General features: G+C 51.6%; 16 protein-coding genes and 1 tRNA gene. 4 read left to right on the forward strand and 13 right to left on the reverse strand.

The window, feature by feature from the left end:
* Position 1 precedes the first annotated feature (1 nt).
* Genes trmD through ffh form a run of 4 tightly spaced genes read right to left on the reverse strand, consistent with a single transcriptional unit; the run spans position 2 to position 3099 of the window.
* The gene (gene trmD, locus NQF89_RS03300; RefSeq protein WP_155573380.1) at positions 2-706 is read right to left on the reverse strand and encodes a tRNA (guanosine(37)-N1)-methyltransferase TrmD; all 705 of its coding nucleotides are present in this window, start codon (positions 704-706) and stop codon (positions 2-4) included.
* Positions 703-1245 carry a ribosome maturation factor RimM gene (rimM, locus tag NQF89_RS03305; protein ID WP_155573381.1) on the reverse strand — a complete coding sequence of 181 codons (543 nt, stop codon included), beginning with the start codon at positions 1243-1245 and terminating at the stop codon, positions 703-705. The genes trmD and rimM overlap by 4 nt, the downstream gene beginning before the upstream one ends.
* Positions 1246-1267: 22 nt before the next feature.
* A complete protein-coding gene (rpsP, locus tag NQF89_RS03310) occupies positions 1268-1624 on the reverse strand; it encodes a 30S ribosomal protein S16 (RefSeq protein WP_155573382.1) in 357 nt (118 codons plus the stop codon).
* Between the two features lie 53 nt (positions 1625-1677).
* Positions 1678-3099 carry a signal recognition particle protein gene (gene ffh / locus NQF89_RS03315; protein WP_266137487.1) on the reverse strand — a complete coding sequence of 474 codons (1422 nt, stop codon included), beginning with the start codon at positions 3097-3099 and terminating at the stop codon, positions 1678-1680.
* 177 nt (positions 3100-3276) lie between these two features.
* Here ffh and NQF89_RS03320 point away from each other — a divergent pair, with 177 nt between their 5' ends.
* The 3 genes from NQF89_RS03320 (at position 3277) to NQF89_RS03330 (ending at position 6040) form a co-directional block, all read left to right on the forward strand.
* Positions 3277-4077: an NAD(P)H-dependent oxidoreductase gene (locus tag NQF89_RS03320; RefSeq protein WP_457851384.1), complete on the forward strand. Its 801-nt coding sequence runs from the start codon at positions 3277-3279 to the stop codon at positions 4075-4077.
* Positions 4078-4129: 52 nt separating this feature from the next.
* Positions 4130-5440: a DUF2130 domain-containing protein gene (locus tag NQF89_RS03325; RefSeq protein WP_266137488.1), complete on the forward strand. Its 1311-nt coding sequence runs from the start codon at positions 4130-4132 to the stop codon at positions 5438-5440.
* Between the two features lie 510 nt (positions 5441-5950).
* Positions 5951-6040 (forward strand) — tRNA-Ser (locus NQF89_RS03330).
* Between the two features lie 91 nt (positions 6041-6131).
* On the opposite strand, the gene NQF89_RS03335 is transcribed toward NQF89_RS03330, so the two are convergent.
* Together NQF89_RS03335 and NQF89_RS03340 are read right to left on the reverse strand one after the other, a co-directional pair.
* Entirely contained in the window at positions 6132-6395 is a 264-nt protein-coding gene (locus NQF89_RS03335; RefSeq protein WP_099027240.1) for a hypothetical protein, read from the reverse strand.
* 21 nt (positions 6396-6416) lie between these two features.
* A complete protein-coding gene (locus tag NQF89_RS03340; protein WP_155579455.1) occupies positions 6417-6737 on the reverse strand; it encodes a hypothetical protein in 321 nt (106 codons plus the stop codon).
* Positions 6738-6819: 82 nt separating this feature from the next.
* Between NQF89_RS03340 and NQF89_RS03345 the strand changes: the two genes are divergently transcribed.
* Positions 6820-7389, forward strand: coding sequence for a hydrolase (locus NQF89_RS03345; protein WP_266137489.1), 570 nt, complete (start codon positions 6820-6822; stop codon positions 7387-7389).
* A 79-nt stretch (positions 7390-7468) separates the two neighbouring features.
* Here NQF89_RS03345 and NQF89_RS03350 read toward each other — a convergent pair whose 3' ends face one another.
* From NQF89_RS03350 to NQF89_RS03380, 7 genes are all read right to left on the reverse strand, one after another.
* Positions 7469-7798, reverse strand: a complete 330-nt coding sequence (locus tag NQF89_RS03350; RefSeq protein WP_155579456.1) for a hypothetical protein — start codon at positions 7796-7798, stop codon at positions 7469-7471.
* A 69-nt stretch (positions 7799-7867) separates the two neighbouring features.
* Complete coding sequence (locus tag NQF89_RS03355; RefSeq protein ID WP_099027272.1) at positions 7868-8425, reverse strand: DsbA family protein; 558 nt, start codon at positions 8423-8425, stop codon at positions 7868-7870.
* 121 nt (positions 8426-8546) lie between these two features.
* The gene (locus NQF89_RS03360; RefSeq protein WP_266137490.1) at positions 8547-9863 is read right to left on the reverse strand and encodes a DEAD/DEAH box helicase; all 1317 of its coding nucleotides are present in this window, start codon (positions 9861-9863) and stop codon (positions 8547-8549) included.
* A gap of 164 nt (positions 9864-10027) precedes the next feature.
* A complete protein-coding gene (gene metW / locus NQF89_RS03365) occupies positions 10028-10633 on the reverse strand; it encodes a methionine biosynthesis protein MetW (protein ID WP_155573393.1) in 606 nt (201 codons plus the stop codon).
* Positions 10623-11783, reverse strand: coding sequence for a homoserine O-acetyltransferase MetX (metX, locus tag NQF89_RS03370; protein ID WP_266137491.1), 1161 nt, complete (start codon positions 11781-11783; stop codon positions 10623-10625). Before metX ends, metW begins: the two co-directional genes overlap by 11 nt.
* Positions 11784-11888: 105 nt before the next feature.
* Complete coding sequence (locus tag NQF89_RS03375; RefSeq protein WP_155573394.1) at positions 11889-12347, reverse strand: hypothetical protein; 459 nt, start codon at positions 12345-12347, stop codon at positions 11889-11891.
* A 379-nt stretch (positions 12348-12726) separates the two neighbouring features.
* On the reverse strand, positions 12727-13326 hold the full coding sequence (locus NQF89_RS03380) for an invasion associated locus B family protein (protein WP_266137492.1): 600 nt from the start codon (positions 13324-13326) through the stop codon (positions 12727-12729).
* Positions 13327-14030 lie beyond the last annotated feature (704 nt).

Below are 14030 nucleotides of genomic sequence, written 5' to 3' on the forward strand. Positions count from 1 at the left end.
CTCAATCGTACTGAAAGCGTTCATACACAGCCCAGAGGTCTGGGCGGCGCGTCCGCGTTACAGCAATGGATTTCTCATCACGCCAACGGGCGATCTCCCCATGATTGCCAGATAGCAGAACCGGAGGAACCTCGCGCCCCTCCCAACATGCAGGCCGTGTATATTGGGGATATTCCAACAATCCAGCAGAGAAGCTTTCTTCCTCCCCACTTAATGCGGACCCCATCACACCCGGCAGAAGCCTCACACAACCATCCAAAAGGGCTAACGCTGGGATTTCTCCCCCTGAAAGGACAAAATCCCCCATGCAGACTTGCTCGACTGCATGTTTCTCCAGCACGCGCTCATCCACCCCTTCGAACCGTCCACAAAGAATGATAACCCCATCCCCCTGAACGTAACGTGCAATATCCTTCTGCCCTAGGCGATGCCCACGCGGTGTTGGATAAATCACCGGGCGGTTATCGCCTACCTGCTTTACACTGGTTAGGGCGTCATCCAGCACATCAGGCCGCATAACCATCCCTGCTCCCCCGCCAAAAGGCGCGTCATCCAAAGCTTTATGCACCCCCCGCCCAAAGGGGCGAAGGTCGTGCGTATGGCACGCCCATAAAGCTCGCTCTAACGCACGGCCTGCTAAAGAACAGCCTAGCGGGCCGGGGAACATCTCCGGGAAAAGGGTTAAGATATCAGCCTGCCATGTCATGAGCGGACTTCTACCTCACCAGCTAAATCCCCTTCTACCTCCACAGCCTCCGGCGGAACGATCACAAGGCGTTTTGCCTTTATGTCTAGCTCCGGCACGCACGCCATGGTGAAAGGAATCAACTGCCCTGTTTCCAGCTCTAAGCTTGTACCTGCCCCATAATCATGGACATTCACAACACGCCCAACTGCTTCCCCAGAGGTTAGAGAGGCCTCCATACCGATGAGATCAATATGATAGAACTCATCCTCATCTGCCTCTGGCAATGCCTCACGCGCTGCATAGAGCTTACGATTCACCAGCTTTTCTGCCGCTGTACGGTCCGGTAATGGCTGGCCATCCTGCCCTAGAATGGCCGCTATGCCCGGTGCCTTCCAGCGTATATGCCACATAGCCCCTGTCTCATCATGCAGAGGGCCAAGTGCCTCCACAGTTTCGGGATGCTCTGTGGCAGGATGCAGGCGCACAAGGCCCCTTACACCATGCGGGCGGCCAATTGTGGCCACCAAAACATCCTGATGTGACGAAGATTGTGACAAGAGGAAATCTCCCGCTTAGGCCTTACTCGGCCTCGGCTGCCTTAGCGGCCTCAGCAGCGGCAGCAGCACGCTCTTGGGCTTTCTTCTTCGGTGCAGATTTCTTCGGCTGCTCATGGAAGGTCGGCTTCGGAGCCAACCCTGCATGACCGAGGAAACGTGCCACACGGTCGGTCGCTTGCGCGCCCTTCTCCAGCCAATGCTTAATGCGCTCGTCATTAAGACGGACACGCTCGGCATGGTCGGAAGGAAGCATCGGGTTATAAGCCCCGACCTTCTCTACAAAACGGCCATCACGCGGGCTACGGCTGTCGGCCACCACAATGTGATAGTACGGACGCTTCTTCGCCCCTGCGCGGGATAGACGAATCTTCAGGCTCATAATAACTCCTGCCTTATCAAAACATTACAAAAAACACACAGCCAAGCAGACACTTAGCCAAAAGGTGGTCGGCCAGCTGGACCGCCCATCCCCTTGAGCATATCACCTAGGCCACCAGCACCCCCCATGCCACGCATCAACCCTGCTAAGCCGCCCATTTTACTAAGCCGCTTCATCATCGTGGCCATCTCGCTAAATTGCTTTAATAGCCGGTTAACCTCTGGCACGCTCGTCCCAGAGCCAAGAGCGATACGCTTCTTGCGTGACGCCTTGATAATCTCCGGGTTTTTGCGCTCCTGCGCTGTCATGGAGGAAATAATCGCCTTGTGCCGGTTGAAGATGGAGGTATCCAAATCCTTCCCCGCGAGCTTATCCTTCAGCTTGCCCATCCCCGGCAACATACCAAGAATACCAGAGATAGACCCAAGGCGGTTAATTTGATTGATCTGTGAGACGTAATCATTCAGATCAAACTTGCCGGCGAGCATCCGCTTGGCAACACGCTCACCTTCTTCCTGATCAAGCTGCTCGGACGCTTTTTCCACCAGCCCGGCGACATCGCCTAAACCGAGGATACGCCCTGCAACACGCTCAGGATGAAACTCTTCCAGAGCGTCCATCTTCTCACCAGAGCCGGTGAATTTGATGGGCTCCCCTGTTACGGCCTTCATGGAGAGGGCGGCACCACCACGGGCATCACCATCCATACGGCTCATAATCACGCCTGTTAGCCCGACCTGCTCCTTAAAGGATTGGGCGGTATTAACGGCATCTTGCCCGGTCATGGCATCTACAACCAGCAGCGTTTCCACCGGTTTTGCCACGTCACGGACCTGACGGACCTCATCCATCAAAGCTTCATCAATCGCCAGACGCCCTGCGGTATCTAAAATAACGACATCAAAGCCTTCACGACGGCCAGCCTCTAGCGCGCGGCGGGCAATATCAACCGGCCCTTGCCCCTGCTCTATCGGCAATGAGGTGACTAACCCCTCCGTCCGTCCCCTCACTTGCTCAGCAATTTGCTGAAGCTGCAACTGCGCGGCGGGACGCTGCACGTCCAAGCTCGCCAGCAGCACCTTTTTACGCTCCCGGCTAGCAAGGCGCAAAGCCAGCTTACCGGCGGTCGTGGTTTTACCCGCCCCCTGCAAACCAACCAAAAGATACGGAATCGGTGCCGGGGCAGAGAGGTTAAGCGGAACAGCCCCCGCCCCGCCCAGAGCCTCAATCAACGCATCATTGACAATCTTCGCCACAGCCTGACCGGGGGAAACGCCATCCAGCACCTCACCACCAACAGCGCGCTCCTTTACCTTGCTGACAAAGCTGCGCACCACAGGCAGGGCGACATCGGCCTCCAGCATGGCCAAGCGAACCTCGCGCATGGCCTCGGTGACGTCACCCTCCGAAAGCTTCCCCCCACGGGAGAGACCCTCAAAGACCTTCGACATTCTGCCAGAGAGCTGCTCGAACACGATCTATCCTTAATTCCATGACAAATGCGCCACTGCGCGAACCCTCGCGGAGTGACGTGTCCGTAAACTTTTTATGCCTTTACGACCTCTACCGCCCTCCGTCAAGCATTTCCCACTCTGCCCTACCTTCTGTTGCCTCTCTTGCAGCAGAAGCGTAGCCTAAGTGGACCTCTTTATATGATGATCGGACTCACAAAGGGTTACAGCATGAATATTCTCATCGTCCTCGCCCATCCTGAACGCCAATCCCTCAATGGGGCTTTGGTTGATATTGCCGCACGAGAACTCGGCTCCCTCGGCCATGAAGTACGTCTATCCGACCTTTATCGCATGGAGTGGAAAGCCACGGTTGATCGTGCTGACTTCCCCCATCAAACAACGGGCGAGCCTTTTAATGTCGCAGCCTCCTCTGCCCAAGCTTATAAGAGTGGAGAACTGACCGAAGATGTTAAAGAGGAGCAAGAAAAGCTCCTCTGGGCTGATGCGGTTATCTTCCAATTCCCCCTCTGGTGGTTTTCTGCTCCGGCTATTTTAAAGGGATGGATTGAGCGCGTCTTTTCTGCTGGCTTTGCATATGGCACAGGCAAAAGCTACGGCGATGGAAGCATGAAGGGCAAACGCGCCATGCTCAGCGTGACAATCGGCGGGACAGAACATGACTACGCCGCCCGCGGCATTTGCGGCCCTATTGAGGACCTCCTCTTCCCGCTCACCCATGGCACGCTCTTTTATACGGGCTTTGCTACCTTGCCGTCCTTCCTCGTCTATAACGCCGACCGGCTAGAAGATTATGGCGAAGGCTTCCCAGCTGTTGTTGACCGCTTCCGGGAGCGTCTCGCCACGTTAGAAACCACGCCGCCTATTGCGTTCCGCTCCGCAGCGAGTGGGGATTACGACCCTAAAACGCGGGAGCTTCGTCCCGGTTTGGAAGAGGCTCATGCGCATGGCTTTAACCTCCATATCAAAAAGCTATCCTAATCCCGCTCTAACACGCGTTCTCTAACCCTCTCCCCCTTCTGAAAGCTGCTCCATGACCGCACATAACATTACTTGCCCGCACTGCCATGAGACGTTCTCGCTTGATAATGCAGGCTATGCTGACATTGTTAAACAAGTGCGCGATAAGGAGTTCTCCAAGGCCCTGCATGAAAAGTTGGAAGCTGCCGCCCAGGAAGAACGTCTTGTTGCCGAGCGCGCTAAGCTGGCCTCCGAGCGTGAGATGAATCAGGCCCTTCATGAGCGTGATGCGAAAATACAAGCCCTTAAAAACCAGCTTGAGCGACATGAAGCCGACCAGCAAGCCGCCGCCCGCCTCGCTGAAGCAGAAAAGAAGGCCCAGCTACAAGAGGCTGTGCAAGCTAAGGAGCGGGAAATCCATGCCCTCCAAGCCAAGCTATCAGCAAGCAAAACAGAGCAAGAGCTTGCTATTACGAAGGCGGTGGACGCGATTCAGAAGGAACGTGACACCCTACAAAACACCTTAAGTGAAGCTGAACTCAAAAGCCGCCTCGCCACCACGCAACTAAAAGAGCGTTACGAGTTGCAGCTAAAGGACCGTGACGACCACATCGAGCGGCTAAAGGACATGAAGGCCCGTCTCTCCACCAAAATGGTTGGGGAAACGTTGGAGCAGCATTGCGAGGTGGAGTTTAACCGCTCCCGCGCTATGGCCTTCCCGCGCGCGTATTTTGAGAAAGATAATGACGCGCGCTCTGGCAGTAAGGGCGATTACATCTTCCGCGATATGGATGAAAGCGGAACGGAAATCCTCTCCATCATGTTTGAAATGAAGAACGAAAATGACAGCACAGCCACCAAAAAGAAGAATGAAGATTTCCTCAAAGAGTTAGACAAAGACCGCACGGAGAAGAAATGCGAATATGCCGTGCTGGTCTCCCTGCTAGAGCCAGAAAATGAGCTATATAACACAGGCATTGTGGATGTCTCACATCGCTACCCGAAGATGTACATCATCCGCCCGCAATTCTTCCTCCCCATTATCTCCCTCCTTCGCAATGCGTCCACCAATGCACTAACCTATAAGAGAGAGCTAGAACTCACACGCCAGCAAAGCATTGATGTCACCAATTTTGAGGAGAAGCTGGAGACATTTAAAAACGGCTTCTCCCGCAATTACGACCTCGCCCATAAGCAATTTAACAAAGCGATTGAGGAGATTGATAGATCCATCTCCCACCTTCAGAAAATCAAAGAAAACCTGCTGAGTTCGGGCAACAACCTCCGCCTTGCCAATGACAAAGCCCAGGACGTCACCATCAAAAAACTTACACGCGGCAATGCAACAATGAAGGCGCAATTTGCGGCTCTGAAGGGAGAGTGATGGGTTTCATGAAGATAGTAGGATATTTCATGCGTTGACCTCTTTCATGGAAGGAGCTATCTTTATTCCATGGTAAAAGAACTGGTGAGTCGCCCCTCACCAGTTCTATGCCTCCATGCAACAGATACGGAGATTATCATGAAGTATGATGCACCTCACTCTAACATAAAAAACTGGTTACATACCAGTCTTTTCATACTAACTACCGTTCTCCCTCTTCTCATCAACCACCCCGCGGATGAGAAGCAGATCGATATTTCTGCAGTAATCGCGATATCCATCCAAAAAATGTAATCACTTTTTAGCCGTTCCTAAGTTCCTCGCCTTTGCGGGGATGAACCGATAGTCGAATATTTCATCGGTTCTATGGAAGAACGTTCCTCGCCCTCGCGGGGATATACGGAAAAAGCCACTCTATAACGGGGTGGCTTTTTCTTTACCCTTTATACCCCCATACCGCGAACACCGCTTGACGCTATTCGCGTGAGACAGTATCAACAGCCGCAGATTGGATGGGTGTCCGAGTGGTTTAAGGAACTGGTCTTGAAAACCAGCGTGCGTGGAAGCGTACCGTGGGTTCGAATCCCACCCCATCCGCCACGAGCCATGTAAGGTCGTCCTTACAAAGACGGCTCATCTCCCTATGATAGAAGACGAGCCGTTACGTTTTGTAAGGGGATTCGGGGCGTTATCAGCCGCGATGGTCGTACTGGGCGCGCTCTCCAAGCTTGGTGATCTGTGCGGCCTCTAGCCCTTCTGGGTTATGCTGAGCCTTTTTAGCAATCTCGCGCTCTGCCTCTGTCGCATGCTCACCAGTTTTGAGAACGTGATGAGCAAGCTCCAACACTTCATCCTTTGTAAGCAGTTTTGGCGAATGAATTGCCTTGCGGGCGAGCTCATGCAGGGAACTGCTAGCATGGGGGGCTTTATGCTCATGTGATGATGTATGTGGCATATCCCTAACCTTTCTTTCCTCTCACTTAAGACGCTTCATCGCCTCCCCTTCACGGTGGGGCCTATGCTGCCATGGCACAAGCGCAGCCCTTGCAAGACTGATATGCCCCCGCTGGTCATTCTCAGATAAGCCAGAATCGTCATTATGTGAATCTACCGTCCCTGCGTAATGGCCTATGCCATCTTGCACGCTGCTCATTACCTCCAAATGTGCCTCGGGATCAGCACTGCCCTCATAGCGTATCGTATGGGCCCGCGCGAAACTCGGCATCCCTATCACGCCCAACCATCCTATCGCCAGCAGAAGACCAATATAGTGCATCTCATCCTCCATAAGGCTCATGGCCCCTTCTTTTCATAGCTTTCTCTTGCTGCGCCTCCTCAACATGAATTACCACTTAACCCTTCGTAATTAGGAGCCCTCTATGCCACATACGCTTGACCCTCACCGCACAGCCCTTATCCTCATCGACCTCCAAGAAGGCATTGTCTCCCTGCCCACAGCACCACGCAGCGGGGCTGAAGTCGTAGCTGCGAGCAAGATAGTCGCGGAGCGTTTCCGCCACGCTGGAGCAGTGGTTGTGCTGGTTAATGTCGCCTTTGCTGCTGATGGAAAAGATGCTCTATCCGCCCCTGTCGATAAGCCTTTGCATGACCCCAATACATCTCTACCCGCTCATTGGGCGGAACTCGTCCCCGATTTGGCACGGGAGGGAGACCTCCGCGTTACAAAACATCAATGGGGCGCGTTTTATGGAACCGATTTAGACCTCCAACTACGCCGGCGAGGGATAAACACTATCGTACTGGGCGGAATCGCTACCAATATGGGCGTGGAATCCACTGCCCGCGCCGCGCATGAACACGGCTATCACGTCATTATCCTAGAGGACCTCACCGCGGGGCTGGATGAGGAGATGCATCATTTTGCTTTCCAACGGCTCTTCCCGCATCTGGCGCGCATTCGCCAAAGCAATGAGATTCAATTTTCCTAAGTTTTATCCTAGCACATAAAAAAACAGCCTCCCTCACATCTTGAAGAAGGCTGCCACGCACTATGAATCAGCATAAAGGTCAGTGAGGCAGGCGATGAAGCAGAATCAAAGCACCTGCCTTCCGGTCTGCGTCAGACAGTGGGGCATCCCCATCAGTCCCATCCCGCTCTATGCTTCCAAGATAGCTGCCACCTTCTCCCCTTATGGTTCCATCCTTCTCGATATTCCCAGCATAACTACCACCGGGCCCCCGTATAACGCTGATCTGCTGTACATGCCCCAAAGGCACGGACTGACCATCATATGCACCAGCAACACCCGGCATACCGGCAACACCCAGCCACCCCATCACCACTAAAATACCGGTGTAATTCATCACAAACCGCCTTAAATGAAAAATCTTTTCCATATGCCTCACTACACCGTATCTCGTGGCAACTGCGTTACAACGCCATGAAGACGCCGTAACCATGCTAGCTCACTTCAAAAGAGCCGCCCATTCCTCCACCGATTGCCCGCTTTGGAAACGCTCATCCAACGTGCCATTCAGCATAAAACTTGGTGAGACATGAATCTTATTGTGCCGTGCATAACGTGTATGGGCTTTAATAGCCTCCGTCACGCTTGCTAGACGGAACGGCACCGCAAGATTAAGCCGCGTATAGACCTCTAGCCGCTCTAACAATTCTTCCGGCGTGGTGTGCATATTCGCGCCCTCATAATGATGAGCGAACTCGAACTCCTCACGATGATCCCCCACACTCCGCAACGTTTGCCACGCTTTATCGCGCCCCTCTGGCAATGCAGCCGCAGCCAAAATGCAGCGCGTCACCACGCCAGAGAAGAGATGCCACGGTTGGGAATGGAGATAAATATGCAGTGTCATAGCCTCCTCCCCTACATGGGCTAAGAGGGGCATTAACTTACGTGAGGCCCGCACACAAAAGGGGCATGTTGGCTCTAAAAAGACCTCTAATTTTTTCGGCCCATGGCCCCAGATAAGCTCTGCGGGTTTATGCGTCTCTTGTGCTGGCATAATCTGATGCTCCTTAGCTTTACCCCTATGACCTCCCCCTAACGTAGGGTGCACCCCCATAGCAAAACAGCCCCGCATAAAACGGGGCTGCCACGCATAACACACATAACCACAAAGCTTTTTAGGACGACCGCCGCCCGCGTGAACGCCCTGCCCCACCACGACCAGAGGAGGATGGACGGGTAGACGCCGCCCGTGGGCTGCGACCACGGCCCCCACCGGATGGGCCACCACGGCCACGACCACCGCGCCCACGGCCTCCCCCTAAAACAGGCGGCGGCAATGTGGAGTTCTGCGCGTCATCAGAATGGTAAGGATGGTCCGTAATCACAGGCACAGCCTTGCTGATGCGCTTCTCAATCTCTTTTAACCATGCACGCTGCTCTGCCTCACAAAGGGATACAGCCCAACCCTCACGACCGGCACGCGCTGTACGGCCAATGCGATGGACGTAAGCCTCTGGCACATTCGGCAAATCGTAATTAAAGACGTGAGAAACCTCATCCACATCAATACCGCGCGCGGCAATATCTGTGGCGACTAACACGCGGACACTCCCATCCCGAAAGCCTTGCATGGCACGCTCACGTGCCCCTTGGGACTTATTGCCATGAATCGCCGCTGCGGGAATCCCATGCTTACTGAGATATTCTGCCACTTTATTGGCTTCATGCTTCATCAGCGTAAAGACAACAGCCCGCACGACACGGTCATTATTGACCAACATCATCAAAGCTTCTTTCTTTTGAGCTGAATCGACAAATAGAACCGCCTGACGAATACGATCCACCGTGCTGGATTCCGGCGTGACTTGCACCGTCTCGGGCTCATGCAGCAAAGAATGCGCTAAGTCACGAATAGAGGCTGGCATAGTCGCGGAGAAAAGGAGCGTCTGTCGTTTTTCTGGCAAGCGCGCTACAATCTTACGAATATCATGCACAAAGCCCATATCCAACATACGGTCTGCTTCATCCAGCACGACAATCTCCGGTGTGGAGAGGTCGATATGGCCTTGCCCTACAAGGTCCAACAAACGCCCCGGGGCAGCGATGAGGACATCTACGCCGCGTTTCATCGCTTCGACCTGACGATTCTGCCCAACACCACCAAAAATCACAGCGTAAGAGAACTTCATATGCCGCGCATAGGCCGCAAAATTATCACCTATCTGCGCCACTAGCTCCCGCGTGGGGGCCAGCACCAACACACGCGCCCCGCGCGGGGTCGCTTTGCGAGGCGTCTCCAATAAATAATGCAAAATCGGCAAAGCAAATGCTGCCGTTTTGCCCGTCCCCGTCTGCGCAAGACCCAAAAGGTCCTTCCCCTTTAACAGATGAGGGATCGCCCCTGCTTGGATTGGCGTTGGCGTCTTATAGCCCTCCTCATCCAAGGCTTGCAAAATGGGGGCCGCCAAACCGAGCGCGCGAAAACTGCTCATGATGTTTCCTCAAAAAACCGGCGTTATTCCAGCATCCATCTGGCAACACCACATAAAACGAACGCCTAAAACACTTCTTTAAAGAAGGCTTATCTCGTCTCTTTCTAAATAGGACTGTTTTTGTCTTATAACAAGAGAAAAATCACATCCCGCTCTATCAATCCTTATCGCGCCTGTTTTTGCAGTAAAAACAACGCTTGCTCTCCGAACATATTCGCCAAATGGGGCGATTGCTCGGCCAAGCGCGACCGCTTATCCCCATTCACAACCATCCAATTCCGCACCACATAACCGTCCTCAGCACATAAAGCGAAGAAGTCATAAATCGTACAAGGATGAATGTTAGATGTCTCATACCATGGGGTTGGCCAAACCGATGTCATAGGCATACGCCCTGTACGCATTAAATGCCAGCGTAAACGCCAATGCCCAAAATTGGGGAAGGAAACCAAAGCCGCTCGCCCAATCCGCAACATATGGTGCAAAACCTCACGCGGACGCTCCACCGCTTGGAGGGTGCGCTGTAGGACAACATAGTCAAATGTATCTTCTGGATAATCCGCCAAAACTTCATCAGCATCCCCGTGCATAACGGGCAAACCATGCGCAACAGATTGGGTCACGGCCTTCATATCCAGCTCCAAGCCTTGGGCGTCACAGCCTTTTTGGCGGGAGAGATAATCAATCAAACTGCCATCCCCGCTCCCAATATCCAGCACCCGACTCTGCGGTGCGACCATAGTCGCAATCAATTCTTGATCAAACCGCATGATCATCCCTCCCCGCTGGTAAGCCCGCATGACGCGCCGCGCCGTTTAAAAAACCGCGCACTGTGCGATCAAAATCCGGCTCTTCTAACAGAAAGGCATCATGGCCACGGTCGCTCTCAATCTCCACAAAAGAGACATGTCCCCCTGCCTGATTAATCGCCCGCGTCAGCATTCTTGATTGTGCCGTGGGAAACAGCCAATCCGAGCTGAAGGACACAACACAAAAACGCGTCCGCACCTGCTGAAAAGCTGCCGCTAGATTACCCCCATGCTCGCTGCCGAGATCGAAGAAGTCCATCGCACGAGAAATTGTTAGATAAGAATGTGCATCAAACCGCCGTGTGAAATTAGAGCCTTGATATTGCAGATAACTTTCGACCTGAAACATCCCCCCAAAAGGTAACGCTGCTAAAGGCGAATTGGGGGCGGGCATCGTTCCCGGCCGTATCTCCCTCCCAAACTTCCGCGTTAGAGCTTCTTCTGAGAGATAAGTAATATGCCCCACCATACGCGCTACAGCCAAACCGCGCGCTGGGATAACATCATGGGCTTGATAATCCCCCCCATGCCAATCAGGGTCACTATAAATCGCCTGTCGACTGACCTCATTAAACGCAATATTCTGCGCCGATTGGAAGGGAGAGGTCGCAATCGGCATAGCTGCAAAAACACGCTCAGCGTAATCTGTAGCCCATGTGAGGGTTTGCATCCCCCCCATCGATCCTCCAATAACGGCAAATAATTGCTCAATGCCGAAGTGATCAATCACCTTCACCTGAGCCGCCACAATGTCGTGCATTGTGATGGGAGGAAAATCCTTCCCCCATGGCTTACCCGTCCCCGCCCGCATAGTCGTGGGGCCGGTCGTCCCCATGCAGCCCCCTAAGACATTGGCACAGATGACAAAAAAACGCTCTGTATCAATCGGCAAGCCGGGGCCAACCATACGCGACCACCAGCCCGGCTTCCCCGTAACAGGGTGCGGGCTGGCGACAAACTGGTCTCCCGTAAAAGCATGGCAAATGACAATCGCATTATCCCGCTTTGGCGAGAGTGTACCATAAGTCTGATAGGCCACCTCCAGCGGAGCGATGACCTCCCCACATTGGAGAGACATCCCTTCTGGGAAGATAATGGACTGAACTTCCACTTTAGGCTCCAGCCGTTTGTGACAAAGAACCCGTATAGAAACACCGCCATCAATTTGGATTCAAGACAGAATGAACAATCTTATCCAATTTCAGGAGGATATTTATTATTCAGCGGCTTCCATCATCGCTGGATAATTATCTTGCGCCAGGGCTGGCATTGGCATTTTTATCATGCTTTCCTCCGCCCTCTCCCGCGTAGGCAACCAATATCCATACGCCGCTAAAGCCTGACCAAGATGCATCAACGCCTCCCCTAATGACGTATGAAGAACCTGCTCCTCCGGTGCATTTTGCATCGCTGCAAGGAGGTCAAGCAGATGAGACTCCGTTGCAGAATATTCCAAAGCGGCTGTGGCGCAAACAGCATGGAGGAACAAGGACTGAAACCGCTCCTGCAAACGCTCCGCCTCTTGTCCTACCAGCCCTGCTAAAGACTTAGAACGCCGCCAGCACCGCGGTCCTAATAAATAACGCAACGCCCATAAGGCTGTTTGCTCCTCCCGCACCAATGTGGCCATGGGCATAGCATAAGTACCATGCTGTTCTGCGATTTGGACGGTCATGGGGCCTCTCCCTCTTTGCGACTTGCTTCAAGAGTGACGTTAGATGAGAACTCTTATCACTTGCAACAAGAAGATAACACTTTACCCCTTACTCTCCCCAGAGGCAGGCTAAAAAAGTGAGAAAATAGCCAATTATGGGAGTTATTAAAGTTTTTTATAAGAGCGCGAATCAGATGAATGAGACACCATATCATGTGATAAATGAGAAAAATTACTACTATATATAGTCCTATTTTAAGGCTCCCATCGCCTTTATCAGCTTGGCAGCCCCCAGATTCTAACCAACAATGAAAGGGCCCGAATCAAATTGCCCCTGTCCAAAATGTCGGAACAGGGGCAACCAAACCTCTATAAGAGAAGAACCTTCCCTTGAGTTATTTTACTGACGGAAAGGCGACTTTTGAATCCAACTATCTAGTTGATGCAAAGCAGCATTAGAGCCATCAAGCGCAAAATTGATGGTCAGCGTACCGCCTCCAACTTTATCTGCTATGATGTGGCCTGTCTTCCCCACCCTTAACCGCGTAACCTGGTCTGCCGACAAATCAAGCGAAGCCATACAGCCCGCCGTAGCGCAAGATTGCCACGACAATTTGATAGGAGGATTGTCGTCCAAAACAACACGTACATCCGTCTTTAAAGAAAGAGTAAGCGGCACCATAGCCGTCAACCGCCACGGACGGCGTGTAAGTGGCGTTGTGGTAACATTCTCCGTTGCGCGCGCTAAAATAACCGCACCCAATGCCTCGGTTTTTCCCTTATCACCCTGCACTGTTAAGGCCTGCTGGGCTAAACATACTTGAGGACCTTGTGAAAGATTATCCGCAGGAAACACACAACGATACGTCCATGCTGCCGCTGAGCCAGAAATAACAACCGGCGTCGCCTGTGTCCCATCAGCCGCCCAAGAAGAAGCAGAAGACGCTATCGCCCCTGTTGCGACACAAAACGCTAGGAACATTCCTCGTTTGATATTCATTACCCTCTCCCCGCGAAACTACGAATTTGCACTCGCTTACATATGAGTGACATAATGACTTACTAAAGGATTAAAATCAAAACTGAAAGAACATAAAATCAAAAAAATCTCATTTTTCATTTCATTCCAATATAGATTAATATAAATATTTTGAAGTCTATAATTTATATTATTATGTATAGATACATTTAATTTTTTAATATTGGATTTTCTCCAAACAAATATGAATATTCTACAAAATAAACACCCAAATTAATATCAATTTAAAAATAATTAACTAAAGAATAATAAAATCTATCTTCATTTTTTACAACACAAAAACATCTCTTTCATTATCTAAATCTTAACTCCCCAAAACTTCCTTTCACCGTGGAAATATATTCACCAAGAATCTTCCTTGCCTTGACACCATTCTGTCACAGGATCAACACAGTCATTGCATTGGTTAAGTTAGTCGATTTTTACAATGAAGTAGGTATCTCTTTCACAAAGAGATATTTTATCCGCTCCTAACACGTTAACTATAATCTGATTAAAATTACTATTCCAATAATCATTAAAAATGTATAGTAAGTCAATTCGTAAGATACTCGATAATATATCAAAAATAATTATAGTCTACTTATAAGTACATTCATTTGATAAAAACTTATAAAGAAAGTCAACTGACTAACGTATCAAGGCAGACAACCCTTTTAAATACT

Source organism: Bombella pollinis (genome assembly GCF_026385485.1).
Taxonomy (GTDB): Bacteria; Pseudomonadota; Alphaproteobacteria; order Acetobacterales; family Acetobacteraceae; genus Bombella; species Bombella pollinis.

Excerpts from the sequence above, each read along its gene's own strand:
- NQF89_RS03340 (WP_155579455.1), bottom strand. The coding sequence starts at position 6,737 with ATGAGCCTTATGGAGGATGAGATGCACTATATTGGTCTTCTGCTGGCG.
- metW (WP_155573393.1), bottom strand. The coding sequence starts at position 10,633 with ATGCGGTTTGATCAAGAATTGATTGCGACTATGGTCGCACCGCAGAGT.
- NQF89_RS03320 (WP_457851384.1), top strand. The coding sequence starts at position 3,277 with ATGATGATCGGACTCACAAAGGGTTACAGCATGAATATTCTCATCGTC.
- NQF89_RS03375 (WP_155573394.1), bottom strand. The coding sequence starts at position 12,347 with ATGACCGTCCAAATCGCAGAACAGCATGGTACTTATGCTATGCCCATG.
- NQF89_RS03350 (WP_155579456.1), bottom strand. The coding sequence starts at position 7,798 with ATGGAAAAGATTTTTCATTTAAGGCGGTTTGTGATGAATTACACCGGT.
- NQF89_RS03335 (WP_099027240.1), bottom strand. The coding sequence starts at position 6,395 with ATGCCACATACATCATCACATGAGCATAAAGCCCCCCATGCTAGCAGT.
- NQF89_RS03345 (WP_266137489.1), top strand. The coding sequence starts at position 6,820 with ATGCCACATACGCTTGACCCTCACCGCACAGCCCTTATCCTCATCGAC.
- NQF89_RS03325 (WP_266137488.1), top strand. The coding sequence starts at position 4,130 with ATGACCGCACATAACATTACTTGCCCGCACTGCCATGAGACGTTCTCG.
- NQF89_RS03355 (WP_099027272.1), bottom strand. The coding sequence starts at position 8,425 with ATGCCAGCACAAGAGACGCATAAACCCGCAGAGCTTATCTGGGGCCAT.
- rpsP (WP_155573382.1), bottom strand. The coding sequence starts at position 1,624 with ATGAGCCTGAAGATTCGTCTATCCCGCGCAGGGGCGAAGAAGCGTCCG.
- NQF89_RS03380 (WP_266137492.1), bottom strand. The coding sequence starts at position 13,326 with ATGAATATCAAACGAGGAATGTTCCTAGCGTTTTGTGTCGCAACAGGG.
- NQF89_RS03360 (WP_266137490.1), bottom strand. The coding sequence starts at position 9,863 with ATGAGCAGTTTTCGCGCGCTCGGTTTGGCGGCCCCCATTTTGCAAGCC.
- trmD (WP_155573380.1), bottom strand. The coding sequence starts at position 706 with ATGACATGGCAGGCTGATATCTTAACCCTTTTCCCGGAGATGTTCCCC.